Below are 15,360 nucleotides of genomic sequence, written 5' to 3'. Positions count from 1 at the left end.
CGGGTTTGACCGGAATGCTCAGGAGCCGACCGGCGTCGACGAAACCTCTTCGATGGGCGCGGCGGGAACGGGAGCGATTTGCGGAGGCAGCGACTGCGTCGACGCCAGCGAAGCGATCTCCACTTCCACCGTTTCGAGCATGTCCATCACGCGGCCGATCACATCGCAGACCAGCGCTCCGTCGGTCCGTTCGCCGCAGATCGAAATCCGGCCGACGACGTGTTGATTGACGAACAGCGGCACTTCCGTTCGCCACAGCTCGCGGCGTTCGCAACTGCTGCGACGCTTCCACGAAGCATGGTACGCCTCTTGAATCGACGCGAGGTTGAGGTCGATCCGCACCTCCACCAACCGCGACTTCTCCGCGTATTCGATCAGCGACTGCCACAGCATGTCCCACTCGCGCGTCCCCTGTAGACGCACTGACGAGTGCCATGCGCCGCTGCCGTTGGAGGGTTTGACGAACGACATGCCGACCGACTTCACGCGGTTGGCTAGCATCATGAACTCAACGTGGCCAAAGATCTGCGTCGCCACCAGAATGCAAATCACGAGCAGCACCGACCCGATCGCCATCAGGTCGTTCTGCATGAACATGCTCAGCAAGGCGCCGCCGCACGTCACCGCACAGCAGAGCGCCACCACCGCCAGCACGCGGGTGTTCTTGCCAAAACGGGCCATCAGCCGGTGATGCAAATGCCCGCGGTCGGTGGCGTAGATGCTGCGGCCGGTCAGCTTCCGCCGCAAGATCGCGACGAACGAATCAAACATCGGCAACGACCAGATCGCCAGCGGCGCCGCCATCGCGACGGTAGCCGGGCCCTTCAGCGAGGCGCCGATTGCCAGCGAACCGACGATCAGTCCGATCAGCATGCTTCCGGCGTCGCCCAGAAAAATACTCGCTGGCGGAAAGTTAAACCGTAGAAATCCAAGTAGCGCTCCAGCGAATACCGCAGCGACGACGGCGACGGCCGGTTGTCCGAACCAGAGCGCCATCACGGTGATCGCCGAACAGAGGATGATGCCGATCGTCGTCGCCAGTCCGTCGATGCCATCGAGCAGGTTCAGCGAATTGATGGCGCCGACCAACCAGAACAAAGTGAATGGAACGGAGAGGTAACCCAACGGAATGCGTTCGCCGAACAGTGAGAACGCCTTGATCTCCAATCCCGAGCCAATGACGATCAGCGCCGCGACAATCTGTCCGAGCAGCTTGTACCGCCCCTTCATCCCGAAGCGGTCGTCGTACAAACCTAGTAGCACGATCCAGCCCCCCGCCAGCAGCAAGCCGGCAAGGAACGGGGCATTGTCGTGAAGCGACTCTTGCAGATTCTGCGAAGAGAAAAATTCGACCGCGAACGTCACCACCGCTGCCATGAAGACGGCAAAGCCGCCGCCGAGCGAGACCGGCTTCTTGTGACTTTTGTGATGCCCGTCGGGCCGGTCGACGAAGCCCCACCGCTGAGCCAACGAAGCCACGAAATGCGTCAGCGGGTAGCTGACGATCGCAGCAATGCAGCTCATGGTTAGTACGTACTGCATCCGGTACGGGCTCCTCTAGTTGCACATCAACGGCGTCGGGTCGTAGCAGTCGTGCAGGCAGCTGGCGATGCGGCCATGACGGCCTTCGCTCGCTGTCCACAACGCGAAGAGGCCGTCGAAGCAATCGGCGGACCAAGCCTGGCAGGCGGACCGCTTGCGGCGTCTTTGGGCCCTGGCCGATTGGCGACTTGCGGCTTCGCAATTGCCGGCCAGATAAGACGTTGCGATCATTCGCCCGGCTAAGATGTTCTCGCGTTCGACCCAGTTGTCATCGTTACCAATCGCCGCCGACATGTCAAATGAATGGAACATCTCGGCCCGCGATGTTGCGATCTTACAACGCCCCCGGCGGCCCGGTTGTAACGGTTGGGAGAGCCGGGCGAACAGCCGCTGGCACGCCCGCCCGCAAGCCCGCTAAGCCGGCCGAAATTATTAACTTGTGGGAGGGGTCTCTGACCCCGAAGCAGCTTGTGCAGGCAGAGCCACTGGTTGTTGTGACCGGCATCGGCGTCGGAGACGCCTCCCACAAACGCTTCCGCGACTGTGTCTAACGACCACTCAGATACTGGCGAATCGCCGCGACAATCCGCCCCGCCGCCTCGCCGTCGCCATAGGGATTCGCCACCTGGGCCATGGCCCCGTAGGCCGCCTCGTCGTCGAGCAGCCGCAATGTCTCCGTGACGATCCGGTCGGCGTGGGGCCCCACCAGCCGCACCGCCCCCGCCGCCACCCCCTCGGGCCGTTCGGTCGACTCCCGCATCACCAGCACCGGCTTGCCAAGCGACGGGGCCTCTTCCTGGACGCCGCCCGAATCGGTGAGGATCAACTTGCACGCCGTCGCCAGGGCGACGAACTGCGCGTACGGCTGTGGCGGAATCAGCCGCACATTCGGCAGATTCCCCAGCCGGGCGTGAACCACTTCTTTCACCTGCGGGTTGAGGTGCACTGGGTAAACGATCAGCACGTCGGGCCGCCTCGTCGCGAGCTCGGCGAGGGCCGCGCAAATCGACTCGAACCCGGAACCGAAATTCTCGCGCCGATGCCCCGTCACCAAAATGAACGGCCGCGCGTTCCAGTCGCTGCCGATCACTTGTTCAAATTGGCTATGGAGCGACCCCCGCACCTCCGCATCTTGCTGCCGGCGAACTTCCGCCAACAGCGCGTCGATCACCGTGTTGCCGGTGACGAAGATTGATTCATCGGGAATCCGTTCGGCCAAGAGCGCCTGCCGCGAGGTTTCCGTAGGCGCGAAATGCAGCGCCACGAGTGGGCTCGTCAGCCGCCGGTTGGCCTCTTCCGGAAACGGCGAATCGATCGTCCCCGTTCGCAGTCCCGCTTCGACATGCCCGATCGGAATCCGGCGGTAGAAACTCGCAAGCGCCGCGCACAACACCGTCGTCGTGTCGCCCTGCACGAGCACCATCTCTGGCTGCGCCGCCGCGAGGGCTTGATCGATTCGGTCGACCAACCGCGACGTCAACCCGGCGAGCGTTTGGCTCGGCTCCATCGCCGCGAGATCGGCGTCGACCTGGATGCCGAACAGCTCCACCACCTGGGCAATCATCTCGCGATGCTGCCCAGCGTTGATGACGTACGGCTCGAGCAACGGATCGTCGCGCAACGCCGCAATGACGGGCGCCATTTTGATCGCTTCAGGCCGCGTGCCGATGAGAACCGCAATGCAATGAGCCATTTGTAAACCTTGAAGTTTCCGCTCGTGAGCGGGAAAGTGCATCTGCTATTAGCCCCCGGCGGGGGCGGCATGGTGTAGCCAGGGGCGTTAGCCCCTGGTTTCAAACACCGGAATGCTCCTTAGCCCCGTGAGGGGCGACACAGCTCCCGCCTGCGATGGCGAACAGTGCCGCCCCTCGCGGGGCTATGGAACCAATTCGAACCGAAGACCAGGGGCTCGCGCCCCTGGCTACATGACTCGGCCCCTCCGGGGCCAATGCAGCCAGCAATCCATGCGGCGAGCCGATGTATACTCCAATCGATGACGAGCCTTGGGGAGGGGGAATTGAAGCGGGCGCCAGAATTCCCCTCCCCTCACCCAAAAACAAAAAAAGGGAGGCGGCAAATTCGCCGCCTCCCTGGTAGCTGCTCAATCTCTCGCGTCGGCCCTTACTTCGAAGCCGTCGCGGCATACTTGGCCTGGTATTCGCCCAGAATCCAATCGTAAGTCTTGGCCATCCCCTCGCGGAGCTTAATGCCGGGGGCCCAACCCAAGTACTGCATGATCTTCGTGTTGTCGCTGTTGCGGCCGTTCACGCCCTTGGGGGCGCTCAGGTTGTGCGTCCGCTTCAACTTCACGCCGGCGATGTCTTCGACCAAATCGCTCAGACCGTTGATCGTCACGATCTCGTCCGAGCCGAGGTTGATCGGTTCGAGGATGTCGCTGTCCATGATGGCCAGAATCCCCTTCACGCAATCGTCGATGTACATGAAGCTGCGGGTCTGCTTGCCGTCGCCCCAGATTTCAATCTCGGTCGCGCCGGTTTCCTTGGCGTGAATCACCTTCCGACAGACAGCGGCGGGCGCCTTTTCGCGGCCGCCTTCCCAGGTGCCGTAGGGGCCGTAGACGTTGTGGAACCGCGCGACCCGCGTCCGCAGACCGTAGTCTTCGCGGAAGTGGCGGCACATCCGCTCGGAGAACAGCTTCTCCCAGCCGTAGCCATCTTCCGGCATCGCGGGGTAGGCGTCTTCTTCCTTCAGCGGAATGACGTCTTCGTTGACTTGCTTCTCGGCGTTGTACACGCACGCGCTGCTCGCGTAGAAGAACCGCTTCACGCCTTCCTTCTGCGCGGCCTGCAGCAAGTGGGTGTTGATCAACACCGACAGCATGCAGAGCGCCTTGTTATTTTCGATGAACCCCATGCCGCCCATGTCGGCAGCGAGGTTGTAAACGTCGTCGACGCCATGACAAGCTTCATCACAGGCGTGGCGATCCTTGAGATCGGCGACGATGTTCTCGGCTTCGTCGAACACCTGATACCATTCGTCCATCGGCTTCACGTCGACGCAACGGACGTCGAAGCCATCTTTCAGCAAACGAGCCGCCAGGTGACCGCCAATGAAACCGCCGCCGCCGGCGACGAGGACTTTCTTCTTGCTCATGTCGTTAAACTTCCGACTTCGTGAAAAGGCCGTGTGGAACGGACGTAACTAGCGCCTCCGCTAGGGATTATATCCCCGTGAGCCTTGAGTCTAGTTGCCTCCCTGGGGAAGGTAAATGGATTGGCGAAGCGGCGCCGCCGGGCCGTCCGCCGACAGGCCCGGAAAACTAGTTTCTCCGGCATAATCGTTAAGACCGGATGAACGACGCGCTCACTGGACAATACCCGCCACCTCGGCGCAGGTGGTAAACCGATAGCGCTCGAGCAGCATCTTGAACTTCGCCGCCGTCGATCCGAGGCCGACGTAACACTTGAACTTCCGATGCGGCGGCATCGGCACTCGCGGGCAATCCGCCGCGAAGTCGCGCGGGTGGAGGTAAGCCACCACCGGGATGCCCTGAGCGTTAAGCTGGTCGAACCCGCGGCGAATTAGCCAGGGCGGCAGCAGCCGCAAATAGCCGCCGCCGGAAAACGCAATCCGCCGCCCCAGCAGCGTCATCATGCTCATCGGCAGTTCCGGCATCGGCCGGCCCGACGGGGCGCCGGTGAAGTAGTGCCGTTCCATCGGACAAGGGTACCCGCCGCCGCCATGTACGCCCGGGAACAGGCTGGCGTCGTACTTCAGCCCTAGGTCGAGCAGTACGTCGAAAACCCACTCGCTCCCCGGGATGATCGAGAACGTCGGCGCACGAAACCCGAGCAGTTTCTGCCCCCCCGCGTTTTCGATCGCATCGATCGAACGCCGCAAATCTTCGCGCAGTTCTTCCGGCGTCAGCGTGAAGCATTGCCGGTGCCAGTACGAGTGCGTGCCGAGTTCATGCCCCGCGTCGGCAATCCGCCGCACGAGCGCCGGGTGCCGATCGGCAATCCATCCCAGCGTGAAGAACGTCGCCCGCACGTTCGCATCGGCGAGCGCCTGCAGAATTTGATCGGTGTAGCGTTCGGCCAGCGATGGAAACGTCGGCCACAGCTCGGGCTTATCGACAGCGTCGATCCCGACCATGTGGAACCAATCTTCGATGTCGAACGACAGGGCGTTGACGACCGGCGACGCGGCGGCGCTCTTCATGTCACGTCACCTCTCAAAATGCGTCGTGGTCGCGGAAGGAAAAGGCCCAACGATTCCAATCGCCGAAGCGCGCCTCGGCGGTCGCCAGCTTCTTCGGCCAGACGAGGAACTCGTAGTTCTCGGGCGACGAGCGGAACCCGCGCCGCTTGAGCAACTGCCGATTCGCGTCGCCCAAACCATCGAGGTAGAGCAGCAGTTCGCCCCCCGCAGCGAGCGTCGCTTTCTCGACGGCTCGCAGCGCCACGGCGCCGTCGGCCTCGCCCCCCTCGCGGAACGCAAAATCCATCAACACGCCAACTTGAATGCCGTCGCCGCGCTCCGCTAACCGGTAGATCGCCGCCGCTTGCAGCGCGTCTCCCCGCCAGGCGGTCGCCAAGCGGTAACTTCCGCCTTCGCGGGTCTGACCATACCGCTGCTGCAGCAGTTCGGCCGACCAGAGTTGGGCGATTCGCCCCGCCGAGCGCTCGCCGATGAGCGTCGCCACAGCCTGAAGTTGCTCCACCGGCCGCTGCTCGATCGGCCCATCATCGATCCGCGCCCCAGTTGCAGGCCGTGCCGCCGTCAGCGCCAACACGGCGCCGAACGCTGCATCCACCGTCCCGGCGAGCGGCCGCGCCCAGCCCAGCCGCTTGTACTTGCAAATGAACCGCGCCGGCCGCAATGGCCGTACAAGCACCTCCATGGCGCCCACCTTGGCGAACCCCAACCCGAGGTGAGCCTTCGTCAGCTGCGGCAGCCGCACCGGCGCGTACAGCATCTCGATCCCAAGTGCCTTAAGCGACGTGAGCATCATCATCGGCAACCGCGGGTAGAGCATCTGGTCGCGATAGTCGGGGTCGACATACAGGTTCGCCCAATAGGCGACTCGTTCCGTCCCGCCGCCGACCGACAGCGTTCGCAAGAACATCGACGTCAGCCCAACCGGCTTGTCGCCGACAAACGCCCCCCACGCCATGCAGCGCTGCGGATCGAGCCCATGCAGAAACCACGCCGTCGAACGTTCGTCCCACGCATGGCCGTCGCGCTTGGCCAGCATCGCCCGCACGTGGCCAATGTCCTCAGGCCCGAGCGGCCGAATCTTGGCGACGCCAGCAGCGGCAGACGGGGCAGGGGAGGGCGACGACATGGCGACCGATAGTAAGCGAGGTGGCGAAGATCACAATCATACCGCGCTCCGCGGCACGGTGCGGAACGGCAGGCGGTGGCTGATGCCTACTTTTCGCCTCGCTGTTTCTTGAACCGCTCGCTCACCCGCGCCGACGCGTCGCTCAGCCGGATCTTCACCGGAACTTTATACGACGGCAATTTCGAGAAGCAATGCTGCCGAATCCGCTTGATGACGTTCGGCAACGGCTCGTCCTGGTGGAGCGTCACCTCGGCGACGACGATGCTGCCCGTGAGCGGATTCGCTTCCTTCGTCACCGTGGCGTCGGCAATGTTGTCGACTTCCAAAATGACGGTCTCGACCTCGGCCGGGTAAACCTTCTCGCCGCCGACGTTAATGATGTCCGACTTACGGCCCTTAAATCGCAGCCACTCGCCGTCGACTTCCACCTCGTCCTGCGTGTTGAACCACCCCTCGGCGTCGAACGGCGACGGAGCGTTCAAATAGCCCAGCATCGACGACTTCGCCTTGATGTGCAGGATGTTGTCGACCACCCGCGTCTGGTAATCCTCGCCGCCGACGCGAATCCAGGTCGAGGCGTTGTCCCGCGACTGGGTCCGCATGATTCCCAGTTCCGTCATGCCGTACGACTGCCGGAACGTCACCCCCGGGAACGCGGCGTTCAGCCGCTCGAGCGTCGCCGCCGGCATCACCTCGGTGGCGTAGTTGATGATCTTCAGGCTCGAGAGGTCGTGCTTCGCGTACTCGCCGCTAACCAGCAGCAAGTTGAGGAACGTCGGCGACGCCGGCAGCACCTCGGCCCGATACTTCTCCACCGCCCGGCAAACAGTCGCCGCGTCGCGCGACGGCAGCGTGATGATGCAGCCATGATTGGCCAGGCCGTACATCATCGTGTTGAACCCGCCGATATGGTCGAACAGCAGGAACGTGATCATTCGCTGCGTGTGGCGGGAAAGCTTGAACTTGTTCAGCAGGAAGTCGAGGCTGTGGACCGCCCCCTTCGGCTCGCCGGTCGAACCAGAGCTGAACAGGATGAGCCCTGGGCTTTGCGATTCGTGCAGCTGCTTGTACAGCTCATGGGACGGCTCGATGCCCGTTTCCGAAACGCAGCCGTAGCTGTCGTCGGCGTTAACGCTTAGTCGGTGACTCACCTGCGCCAGGCGGCAATACTTATCGCGATCAGCCGTCACATGCCGAGCAATCGGCACGATGATGTTGCGGTTCTGCATGGCCGCGAGCAGCAGCGCGATCGCGTTGGGCGAAAAATCGGCGTCGAGCATCACGGCCTGGCCCGGCCGCACGTCGTTCGCCCGCAGAAATTCCTCGGCCCGTTCAACCCGCTCCAGCAGTTCGCCGTAGCGCGTGATCTGGTCGTGCCAAACGATCGCGTCGTCGTCGGCATGTTCCCGAAATCGGTCCAGCAGCCACGTGAGCGGCATCACGGACCTCCGAGATAAATCACCTGCCCGGTGACGAACGTGTTTTCCGGATCGAGCAGGAAGTCGACCACCCGCAGCACGTCTTCGAACTCGCCGTACCGCTTGATCGACTGCCGGTTGATCAGCCGCGTCATCTTCTCGACCGGCACGCCGGCAATCAGGTCGGTTTTCACCGGGTTCGGCGACACCGAGTTGGCGGTGATCCCATGCTCGCCCATCTCGCGGGCCAGCACCTTCGTGTAGGCCTCGACCGCCGATTTCGACGCCGTGTAGACCGCCTCGCCTTCCAGCGAATACGGCACCGCGACGCTGCCGAAGTTGATGATCCGGCCTGTCTTGTGCCGCAGCATCAGCTTCGCCGCTTCGCGGCTGCAAAGCATCGTGCCGAAGACGTTCACGGCGAACAGCTTCTTCATCGTTTCGAACGGCGTCGTCAGCACGTGGTTCATCGACGCCGTGCCGGCGTTGTTCAGCACCGCGTACAACGGCTTGCCGCTCTTGCGAACGCCGCCGAACAGGTGGACGACGCCCTTCTCATCGGCGACGTCGATTTCGAAATGCTGGTAGCGCTCGTGCTGCACCTCGCTCGGGCCGCGGCTGCAGCCGAAGACATGCCAGCCCCGTTCGAGCATGACGTTGGTGAGCCCCAGGCCGATGCCGCGGCTGGAACCGGTGATGACGATCGCGGAATCTTGCGGCTTCATGCGGCGGCCTCTTCATCGAGCAATTCGACGCCGTAGTCGGCCATCGCGCCGAGCGTCCGGAACGGGCTCCGATTCATCGACATCGCCTTTTCGCTGGCGAGAACGACTTCCGCGTTGAACGTTTCGTTCAACTTGCACTCGAACCCGGTGATGATCATCACCAAGCCGAGCGAGTCGACCGGCGAGTCGGGGCCGATGAGCGGCGTCTCGTCCTTCAGGTCGTATTCGCCGCCCGTCTGCTCGCCATACTCCGCGACGCATTCGCGCAGCAGCTGCATCACCTGATCACGTTTGCTCATAAACTCGCTCGCTATCTTTCCTCGAAAGGATTTCTTCTCGAATATGGCTCACCCGCCGACGCCGCTCACGACGACGTCGCAGAACCGATTACAGAGTTGGGTCTTGCTTAGAGCCTGGGTGATCGCGGCTCGCGCTCGCTCGCCCATCGCTTGGAGCTCCGCCGTCGGCAGACCCGCAATTCGCCGCATTTCCTGGGCTGCTTGGGCCGGATCGTGGGGTGAAATACGCCACCCCATCATATATCGCTCAATCAGGTCTGTCACATGCGACGGATCGGGCCCGGCAAACAGCACCGGACGCCCCACGGCCATCGCCCCGTAGACTTTACAGGGGTGAAAACAGCCGATGCCGCCGTCTTCCATCGTCACCAGATGGACGTCGGCCGCCGAAAGCGAATACCGCAGCTGGTCGATCGGCTGGTACGGCAGCAGCATGACGTTCTTCGGCTTCCGCTCGGCGATCTCGCGCTCAACTTCCGCCCGCCGCACGCCGCCGCCGATAAACAACAGCATCACGTTGGGCATATCCTCTAGCTGCCGCGCCGCTTGCAGCAGCACGTCGATCGGATGCCCAATCCCCATGTTGCCGCTGTACATGAAGACGAATTTGTCCGTCAGTTCATGCTGCGTGCGGAACGGGTTCTCCGCATGCGATACTGGATCGACGTGATCCTCATGCGGCCAGGGCGGCATCACGTAGACGTTCTTATCGACGCCGTAGGTCTTGGCGATCCGCTCTTCCATGAACCGGTCGAGCGCGACGATCCCCTGCGACTTCTGCAGCGTCCGGCGGTAGACCCCGCGCAGCAGCCGAGTAGTGATTGCGTTCGGCTTGGCGAGCCCCGCCTCGATCATCTGATCGACGCTCAGGTCCATCACCCAGAACTTCACCGGCACGCGGCGGAAGAAACGAATCCAGAGTGCTGCCGCGCCTGCCATAGGCGGGCTGGTGCTCACCAGAATCGCTGAGAGCTTTGGCAAGAACATCCCGCGCAGCGCCACTTGCGCCACGAATAGAATCTGCCCCAGCAGCCGCAACGCCAGCGTGCTTTTGCCAAAACTTGAAAGCGGCAGCCGACGAATCTCGACGCCGTCGCGCGTCTCCCGCCGCAGGTACTTTTGCGACGAATCGGTGTATCCGCGCGCCGAGGTGTACACGATCACCCGCCAGCCGCGGTTCACAATCTCCACGGCCGCGTCATGCATGTGCTGCCCCACCGACGTCGGGTCGGGAGGGTAGACCTGCGAAATTAACAGCAATGTCGGGGGCGTTTTTGCAGGCATGTTTCAACGACTTCAGTCACTGTAGCCGAGCCACTTGCGGGTCGACTCGGTCCACTTGTTGATCAGTTCCAAATCTTCCGGCTGGGCGACGCTCCGCCGGTGGGCCGTCTGCTGCGAATCGAAGTCCCGCGCGAACGCCGCCTCGACTTCCGGCGACGGTTCGAGTTGGCAGAAGGCGAGAATCTCTCGCAGCTTCTCGAGCGACATCTCCTCCAACCGAACTTCCCGGTAGCGGTCGGCCGGCAGCTCGCGGCCGTAATGGCAGGCCGCCTCGACGCACGTCCGCCACTGCAGGGCGCAAACTTCAATCAGTTCCAGTTCCAGCAGCAGCGAATCGATCCCCGGAATGCGGGGCCCCCAAACGGGGCGCCGTACGAGCCCCGACATCGACTTGGGAGCGACGCGCCGAATGAACTCGCGGCCGTAGTACGGCAACTGCCGCAGGCGAATCTCCCGCAGCCGCTCCCACAGTTTGCCGCGGTCGACGCCGTGGGCGTGATCTTGCCAGAACCGCCGAATCGCGAGCGACGATTCCACGCCGTCGCGAATGATGTGAACGAAAATACAGCCCGGCAACGCCCGATCGACGAACTCCATCCGCAGCGAGTTGCTCGGCGTCTTTTCCAGCAGCCGTTGCTTCCCGTCATTACGCACGGCCTCCGCGAACTTCGCGCGGATATGCCGGCAAACTTCCGGGCGGGCGTCGCGGCCGGTGAGCATATCCCCCTTGGCGTCGTTACCGTACCGCCAGGTAAGGCGAGGCTCATCGACGTGCGCCAGCGCAGGGTGCTCGCCGAGCAATCGCCCCAGCAGGGTCGTCCCGGAGCGCGGCGCCCCGACGACGATAATCGGGCGATCTAAAGAATCTGCTTCCATCAACCCTGGACCAATGCCTCGGCGCCGCATTCATTACCTAAGGAATGGACTCATTCTGGCTATCCAAAGCCAGCGCCGTCTATCACGGGGACCGCAAATTCGCCGAGATCGAAGGAGGATCTCTCCGAATTTGCCGTTCGAACCAGATAGAAGGGCGGGAAGCCGCGAGGGAGGGTCGCGAAGGAGTGTCCAGCACGAGAGGCCGACGACGCCCGTCGAGGAGCTCTCAATCACCCCCTTGTCCGCTGAAATCCACGGTGCACCCGCGACATATCACGGCCCTTGGCGACGGGTGGACGCGGGCAATTGCAAGCAGAAAACTGGCTTTACACTAAACGCAGAATCCGAGCAGTCGATTTCACAAATCCGAAGCCGCCGGAGCGTCCCGTCGAAGTGACTTCTGGCGACACGCAAGGCCCTTAAAAGGGAGGTCTCCGTGGAAAGCGAACGGCTTGCTATCCCTGACCGGATTATTTCGCAAATGTAACTGAATCTGAGCGACGAAAACGCATTCAATTTCGCCAAAAATCTGTACATTCTCCGCAGTTGGTGAATACTCAAGGTCACTCCTCCAACGAACGCACGAAAAGGCCCGATTGTCAGCAGAAAAGTGGCAGGGACGTCGCTTGAGCGCTAAGGATCTCCACTAAGTTCCCTGACCGACTCATCAATGACTAACTTCTCTTCCGCGGTCCGATTTGCTGCCACCAAGTTCGCTCGGCCTGCCATTGCCTTGGCAACCCTTGGGGCCTTCGCGCTCGTCTCCGTCGAGACAGCCTCGGCCCAGCCTGCCGCGCCGAACATCATCGTGATGATCATGGACGACCTGAGCTGGAACGGCCTCTCGGTCCTCATGGATCCGAACGTGCCGAATTCCAAGAGCGACTTCTATCAAACCCCGCACATCGGGGCGCTCGCGCAGTCCGGCATGCGGTTCAGCAATGGTTACGCTCCCACGTCGATGTGCAGCCCGACGCGCGCCGCACTGCTCACCGGCAAAAGCCCCGGCCAACTTCAATCAACGGAGCTGAAAGACGCGCAGCCTGGCACGGACCGTTACATGGGTTCCTTTACGGGATTGCCGCTCACTCCTCCGACGCCTGAATTCTTCGACCCCACCCAACTCACAATTCCGCGCATCCTGAAACAGTCGAACCCCAACTACACGTCGGGGCTCATCGGTAAGTGGCATCTCGACATTCCCACGACGGTCACGCCTGCCTCCGCAGGCTTCGACTACTACCGAGACGTTGGCGTCCCTTCGCAGAACGTCGACCCGTGGGGCCTCGAAGCCCTCGCGCACGAAGCCGACACGTTCATGACGCAGTCGGTGAATAGCAACACGCCCTTCTTCATGCAGTACGCGCCGAAGGCGCCCCATCCCCCGATCTACGCCAAGCCCGAAACCCGCGCCAAGTACGAAGCGCTCCCCAAGGGGGCCGTCCACAAAGATCCCGGCTACGCCGCCATGATCGAACACATGGACGACTCCGTCGGCGCCGTGCTCGATCGCGTCCAAGAACTCGGCATCGCCGACAACACCTACATCCTGTTCACGTCCGACCACGGCGCCGCGCTCAACCTCAGCTCCGGCTACCCGCTGCGCGGCGGAAAGTCATCGATCCTTGAAGGCGGCGTTCGCGTCCCCTATATCGTCGCGGGCCCCGGCATCGCTGCGAATACGTTCAGCGATCTCCCCGTCACGACGATGGATATCTTCTCGACCGTCGCTTCCTGGGGCGGCTACACCGGACCGGTCCCGCAAGGGGTTGAAGGCGCCGACCTCAACGTCGTGCTGAAAAACGGCGGCGTCCTGCCCGCCGGCGTCGACCACCTGGAGCGGCAGTACAGCGAAGGGGGCGAAATCTACGTTCACCAACCGCAGTACATGGCGGTTGGTCCGAGCACGCGGCTCATTCCCGCATCGTTCGTCCGCGAAGGCGATTACAAGCTCTACCGCCAATACGGCGAAAACGGGGCCGCCGACAAGTACTTCCTTTACAACCTCAAGACCGACATCGGCGAAGCCGTCAACGTTGCGAACCAAAACCCGACGATCGTCGCCGATCTGAAGGCCAAGCTCAACAACTACTTGGCAAAAATCGACGCCTCGTTCGCCTACGACGTCCGGACGAACATCAACCTCACTTGGAATGCCGAAACGCCGGGAGTCGACACCACCCTCTGGCGCTCACTGGAAAACGTCGATTACAAGGCTCGCGAAAGCTGGACGATTAACGCGGGAGGCGAAGCGCCGACTCGTCTCGCTGCCGAGCGCTACCAGGCCAATCTGTCGAAGGCGGCGTTCAACTTCGACGGCGGCGACGGCATGAACACTCGTTTCTTCCATGTGAGCGACCCGACCGCCCGCACGACGACGCTCAATCCCGGCACCAACGACTTCGACCGTTCGATGTCGGCCCAAGTCTGGTTCCGCGCCGACGACTTGCAAGGCAGCGGCATCCTGATGGAATCGGGCGACGGCACGAAGGGCATGTCGCTCACCCTCGGCAACGCCGACGGCGTCGGCGGCAGCAACGATCTCCGCTTCCGCGTCCTCGGCGCCAACGGCGAGGCCCTCACGCTCGACGTCCCGATCGACCGTTTCGCCGATCCGACGAAGGACTTCATTCAGGCCACTGCCGTCTTCAACGACAGCAACACCGACCGCTATCTCCAGCTGTACGTCAACGGCGCGCTTGTCGGCCAAATCAACGGCCAGCTGGGCGATGCGCACAGCCTGCAGTGGGACGGCTACGATCGCGCCGGCCTCGGCAACGTCGGCGGCGACGGGCTCGGCGCGGCCGGCGGTTCCGGCGTCCAGCCGTTCACCGGCGGTTTCCGCGGCGAGATGGCGAGCGCCAAATTCAATAACTACGCTCTGACGCCGGCGAATGTGCTCGCCAGCTACAATTCGGCGTTGGCGCCCGTCACGTTCGGCGTGAAGAGCTTCGGCGGCGGCGCCACCAGCCTTGCCAGCCGCCCCAGCAGCGTCGCAAAGAATTCGGCGGCCGTGGAATCCGCAGCCGTCCGCATCTTCCACGAACGCAGCGACCGCCTCGACCAAAGCCTGACGCTCGACGCGGCCTTGCCCGCCAACGTCATCCTGCGGCCGGGCGCCATGGGATCCACCGCCCAATTGGCGGCGGGCACCCTGGTCAGCAGCTACCTGTTCGACCTCGACCCCGTCGGCTCGGCGGGAAGCGCCGTCACCTCCTCGGGCGTCATTACGTTTAACCAGATTATCCTCGGCATCATGTTCGACGACGCCTCGCTGGCCGCCACCGACAAAATCCTCGGCTCGATCGGCGACTACGGCGTGACGAGCGATCGCGGCCTGACGCTCATGGGGTCTGGATCCACCGGCGACTTCATCAAGATCTCCGCCGATCGCCTCACCCTGAGCTTCCGGCTTACCGCGGCCGGCGACCAGATGCAGCAGTTCCGCGTGGTCACCGGGTTTATGGGCCCGGGAGATTTCAACGGCGACGGCATCGTCAACAGCGCCGATCTCACCGTGTGGAAGACGGCCTTCGGCACGTCAGCCGCCGGCGACGCCAACGGCGACGGCATCACCGACGGGGCCGACTTCATGATCTGGCAGCAGAACAACGGCACGGGCGTCGCCTACGGATCGTCGGCCGTCGCCAGCAACGTGACCAACGTCGCTGCTAACACGACGAGCGTCGCCGCGGTTCCGGAACCCTCGGCGGCGGCAATGTTGTTGATCGGCATGGCGGCTTCCGCCGCAGGAATCCAGCGGCGGAAGAAAGCGGTTCGCATCGGATGACGTCCTTCAGCGCCGACTGCACGGTACGCGTCGGCAGGCGTCCTTTTCGCAGTAATTCTTTTCGGAACAGAGAGAGAGCCGTGCGCACCCGCAACGTCTGCAGACGCGGGCGCCACGT

General features: G+C 62.9%; 12 protein-coding genes. 1 reads left to right on the top strand and 11 read right to left on the bottom strand.

Going from position 1 to position 15,360, the window contains the following annotated elements; all coding sequences use genetic code 11:
• Nucleotides 1-18 precede the first annotated feature (18 nt).
• The 11 genes from PLANPX_RS04260 to PLANPX_RS04210 form a co-directional block, all read right to left on the bottom strand.
• Nucleotides 19-1,524 (bottom strand): MraY family glycosyltransferase, encoded by a 1,506-nt coding sequence (locus PLANPX_RS04260; RefSeq protein WP_172991863.1) that lies wholly within the window; start codon nt 1,522-1,524, stop codon nt 19-21.
• A 33-nt stretch (nt 1,525-1,557) separates the two neighbouring features.
• Nucleotides 1,558-1,854 carry a hypothetical protein gene (locus tag PLANPX_RS04255; protein WP_152097526.1) on the bottom strand — a complete coding sequence of 99 codons (297 nt, stop codon included), beginning with the start codon at nt 1,852-1,854 and terminating at the stop codon, nt 1,558-1,560.
• A gap of 235 nt (nt 1,855-2,089) precedes the next feature.
• Nucleotides 2,090-3,235: a non-hydrolyzing UDP-N-acetylglucosamine 2-epimerase gene (gene wecB, locus PLANPX_RS04250; RefSeq protein ID WP_152097525.1), complete on the bottom strand. Its 1,146-nt coding sequence runs from the start codon at nt 3,233-3,235 to the stop codon at nt 2,090-2,092.
• 428 nt (nt 3,236-3,663) lie between these two features.
• On the bottom strand, nt 3,664-4,656 hold the full coding sequence (locus PLANPX_RS04245) for an NAD-dependent epimerase/dehydratase family protein (protein ID WP_152097524.1): 993 nt from the start codon (nt 4,654-4,656) through the stop codon (nt 3,664-3,666).
• Between the two features lie 210 nt (nt 4,657-4,866).
• Nucleotides 4,867-5,724 (bottom strand): polysaccharide deacetylase family protein, encoded by an 858-nt coding sequence (locus PLANPX_RS04240; RefSeq protein WP_152097523.1) that lies wholly within the window; start codon nt 5,722-5,724, stop codon nt 4,867-4,869.
• 13 nt (nt 5,725-5,737) lie between these two features.
• Nucleotides 5,738-6,850: a hypothetical protein gene (locus PLANPX_RS04235; RefSeq protein WP_152097522.1), complete on the bottom strand. Its 1,113-nt coding sequence runs from the start codon at nt 6,848-6,850 to the stop codon at nt 5,738-5,740.
• A gap of 86 nt (nt 6,851-6,936) precedes the next feature.
• Nucleotides 6,937-8,289, bottom strand: a complete 1,353-nt coding sequence (locus PLANPX_RS04230; protein WP_152097521.1) for a class I adenylate-forming enzyme family protein — start codon at nt 8,287-8,289, stop codon at nt 6,937-6,939.
• Nucleotides 8,289-8,993, bottom strand: coding sequence for an SDR family NAD(P)-dependent oxidoreductase (locus tag PLANPX_RS04225; RefSeq protein ID WP_152097520.1), 705 nt, complete (start codon nt 8,991-8,993; stop codon nt 8,289-8,291). Before PLANPX_RS04225 ends, PLANPX_RS04230 begins: the two co-directional genes overlap by 1 nt.
• Nucleotides 8,990-9,292 (bottom strand): hypothetical protein, encoded by a 303-nt coding sequence (locus tag PLANPX_RS04220; RefSeq protein WP_152097519.1) that lies wholly within the window; start codon nt 9,290-9,292, stop codon nt 8,990-8,992. The genes PLANPX_RS04225 and PLANPX_RS04220 overlap by 4 nt, the downstream gene beginning before the upstream one ends.
• Nucleotides 9,293-9,340: 48 nt before the next feature.
• Nucleotides 9,341-10,576, bottom strand: coding sequence for a glycosyltransferase family 4 protein (locus PLANPX_RS04215; protein ID WP_152097518.1), 1,236 nt, complete (start codon nt 10,574-10,576; stop codon nt 9,341-9,343).
• Between the two features lie 12 nt (nt 10,577-10,588).
• Nucleotides 10,589-11,452: a sulfotransferase family protein gene (locus tag PLANPX_RS04210; RefSeq protein ID WP_172991862.1), complete on the bottom strand. Its 864-nt coding sequence runs from the start codon at nt 11,450-11,452 to the stop codon at nt 10,589-10,591.
• Between the two features lie 670 nt (nt 11,453-12,122).
• On the opposite strand from PLANPX_RS04210, the gene PLANPX_RS04205 reads away from it, so the two are divergent.
• On the top strand, nt 12,123-15,242 hold the full coding sequence (locus PLANPX_RS04205; RefSeq protein WP_152097516.1) for a sulfatase-like hydrolase/transferase: 3,120 nt from the start codon (nt 12,123-12,125) through the stop codon (nt 15,240-15,242).
• The last annotated feature ends 118 nt before the right edge of the window (nt 15,243-15,360 follow it).

The sequence above is a fragment of the Lacipirellula parvula genome (assembly GCF_009177095.1).
Classification (GTDB): Bacteria; Planctomycetota; Planctomycetia; order Pirellulales; family Lacipirellulaceae; genus Lacipirellula; species Lacipirellula parvula.
This window is presented reverse-complemented; position numbering and strand designations above follow the sequence as displayed.

Bases quoted from the DNA above. Each gene is read 5' to 3' on its own strand.
- PLANPX_RS04260 (WP_172991863.1), bottom strand. From the start codon at position 1,524: ATGAGCTGCATTGCTGCGATCGTCAGCTACCCGCTGACGCATTTCGTG.
- PLANPX_RS04220 (WP_152097519.1), bottom strand. From the start codon at position 9,292: ATGAGCAAACGTGATCAGGTGATGCAGCTGCTGCGCGAATGCGTCGCG.
- PLANPX_RS04255 (WP_152097526.1), bottom strand. From the start codon at position 1,854: ATGTTCCATTCATTTGACATGTCGGCGGCGATTGGTAACGATGACAAC.
- PLANPX_RS04245 (WP_152097524.1), bottom strand. From the start codon at position 4,656: ATGAGCAAGAAGAAAGTCCTCGTCGCCGGCGGCGGCGGTTTCATTGGC.
- PLANPX_RS04210 (WP_172991862.1), bottom strand. From the start codon at position 11,452: ATGGAAGCAGATTCTTTAGATCGCCCGATTATCGTCGTCGGGGCGCCG.
- PLANPX_RS04205 (WP_152097516.1), top strand. From the start codon at position 12,123: ATGACTAACTTCTCTTCCGCGGTCCGATTTGCTGCCACCAAGTTCGCT.
- PLANPX_RS04215 (WP_152097518.1), bottom strand. From the start codon at position 10,576: ATGCCTGCAAAAACGCCCCCGACATTGCTGTTAATTTCGCAGGTCTAC.
- PLANPX_RS04240 (WP_152097523.1), bottom strand. From the start codon at position 5,724: ATGAAGAGCGCCGCCGCGTCGCCGGTCGTCAACGCCCTGTCGTTCGAC.
- wecB (WP_152097525.1), bottom strand. From the start codon at position 3,235: ATGGCTCATTGCATTGCGGTTCTCATCGGCACGCGGCCTGAAGCGATC.
- PLANPX_RS04230 (WP_152097521.1), bottom strand. From the start codon at position 8,289: ATGCCGCTCACGTGGCTGCTGGACCGATTTCGGGAACATGCCGACGAC.
- PLANPX_RS04225 (WP_152097520.1), bottom strand. From the start codon at position 8,993: ATGAAGCCGCAAGATTCCGCGATCGTCATCACCGGTTCCAGCCGCGGC.
- PLANPX_RS04235 (WP_152097522.1), bottom strand. From the start codon at position 6,850: ATGTCGTCGCCCTCCCCTGCCCCGTCTGCCGCTGCTGGCGTCGCCAAG.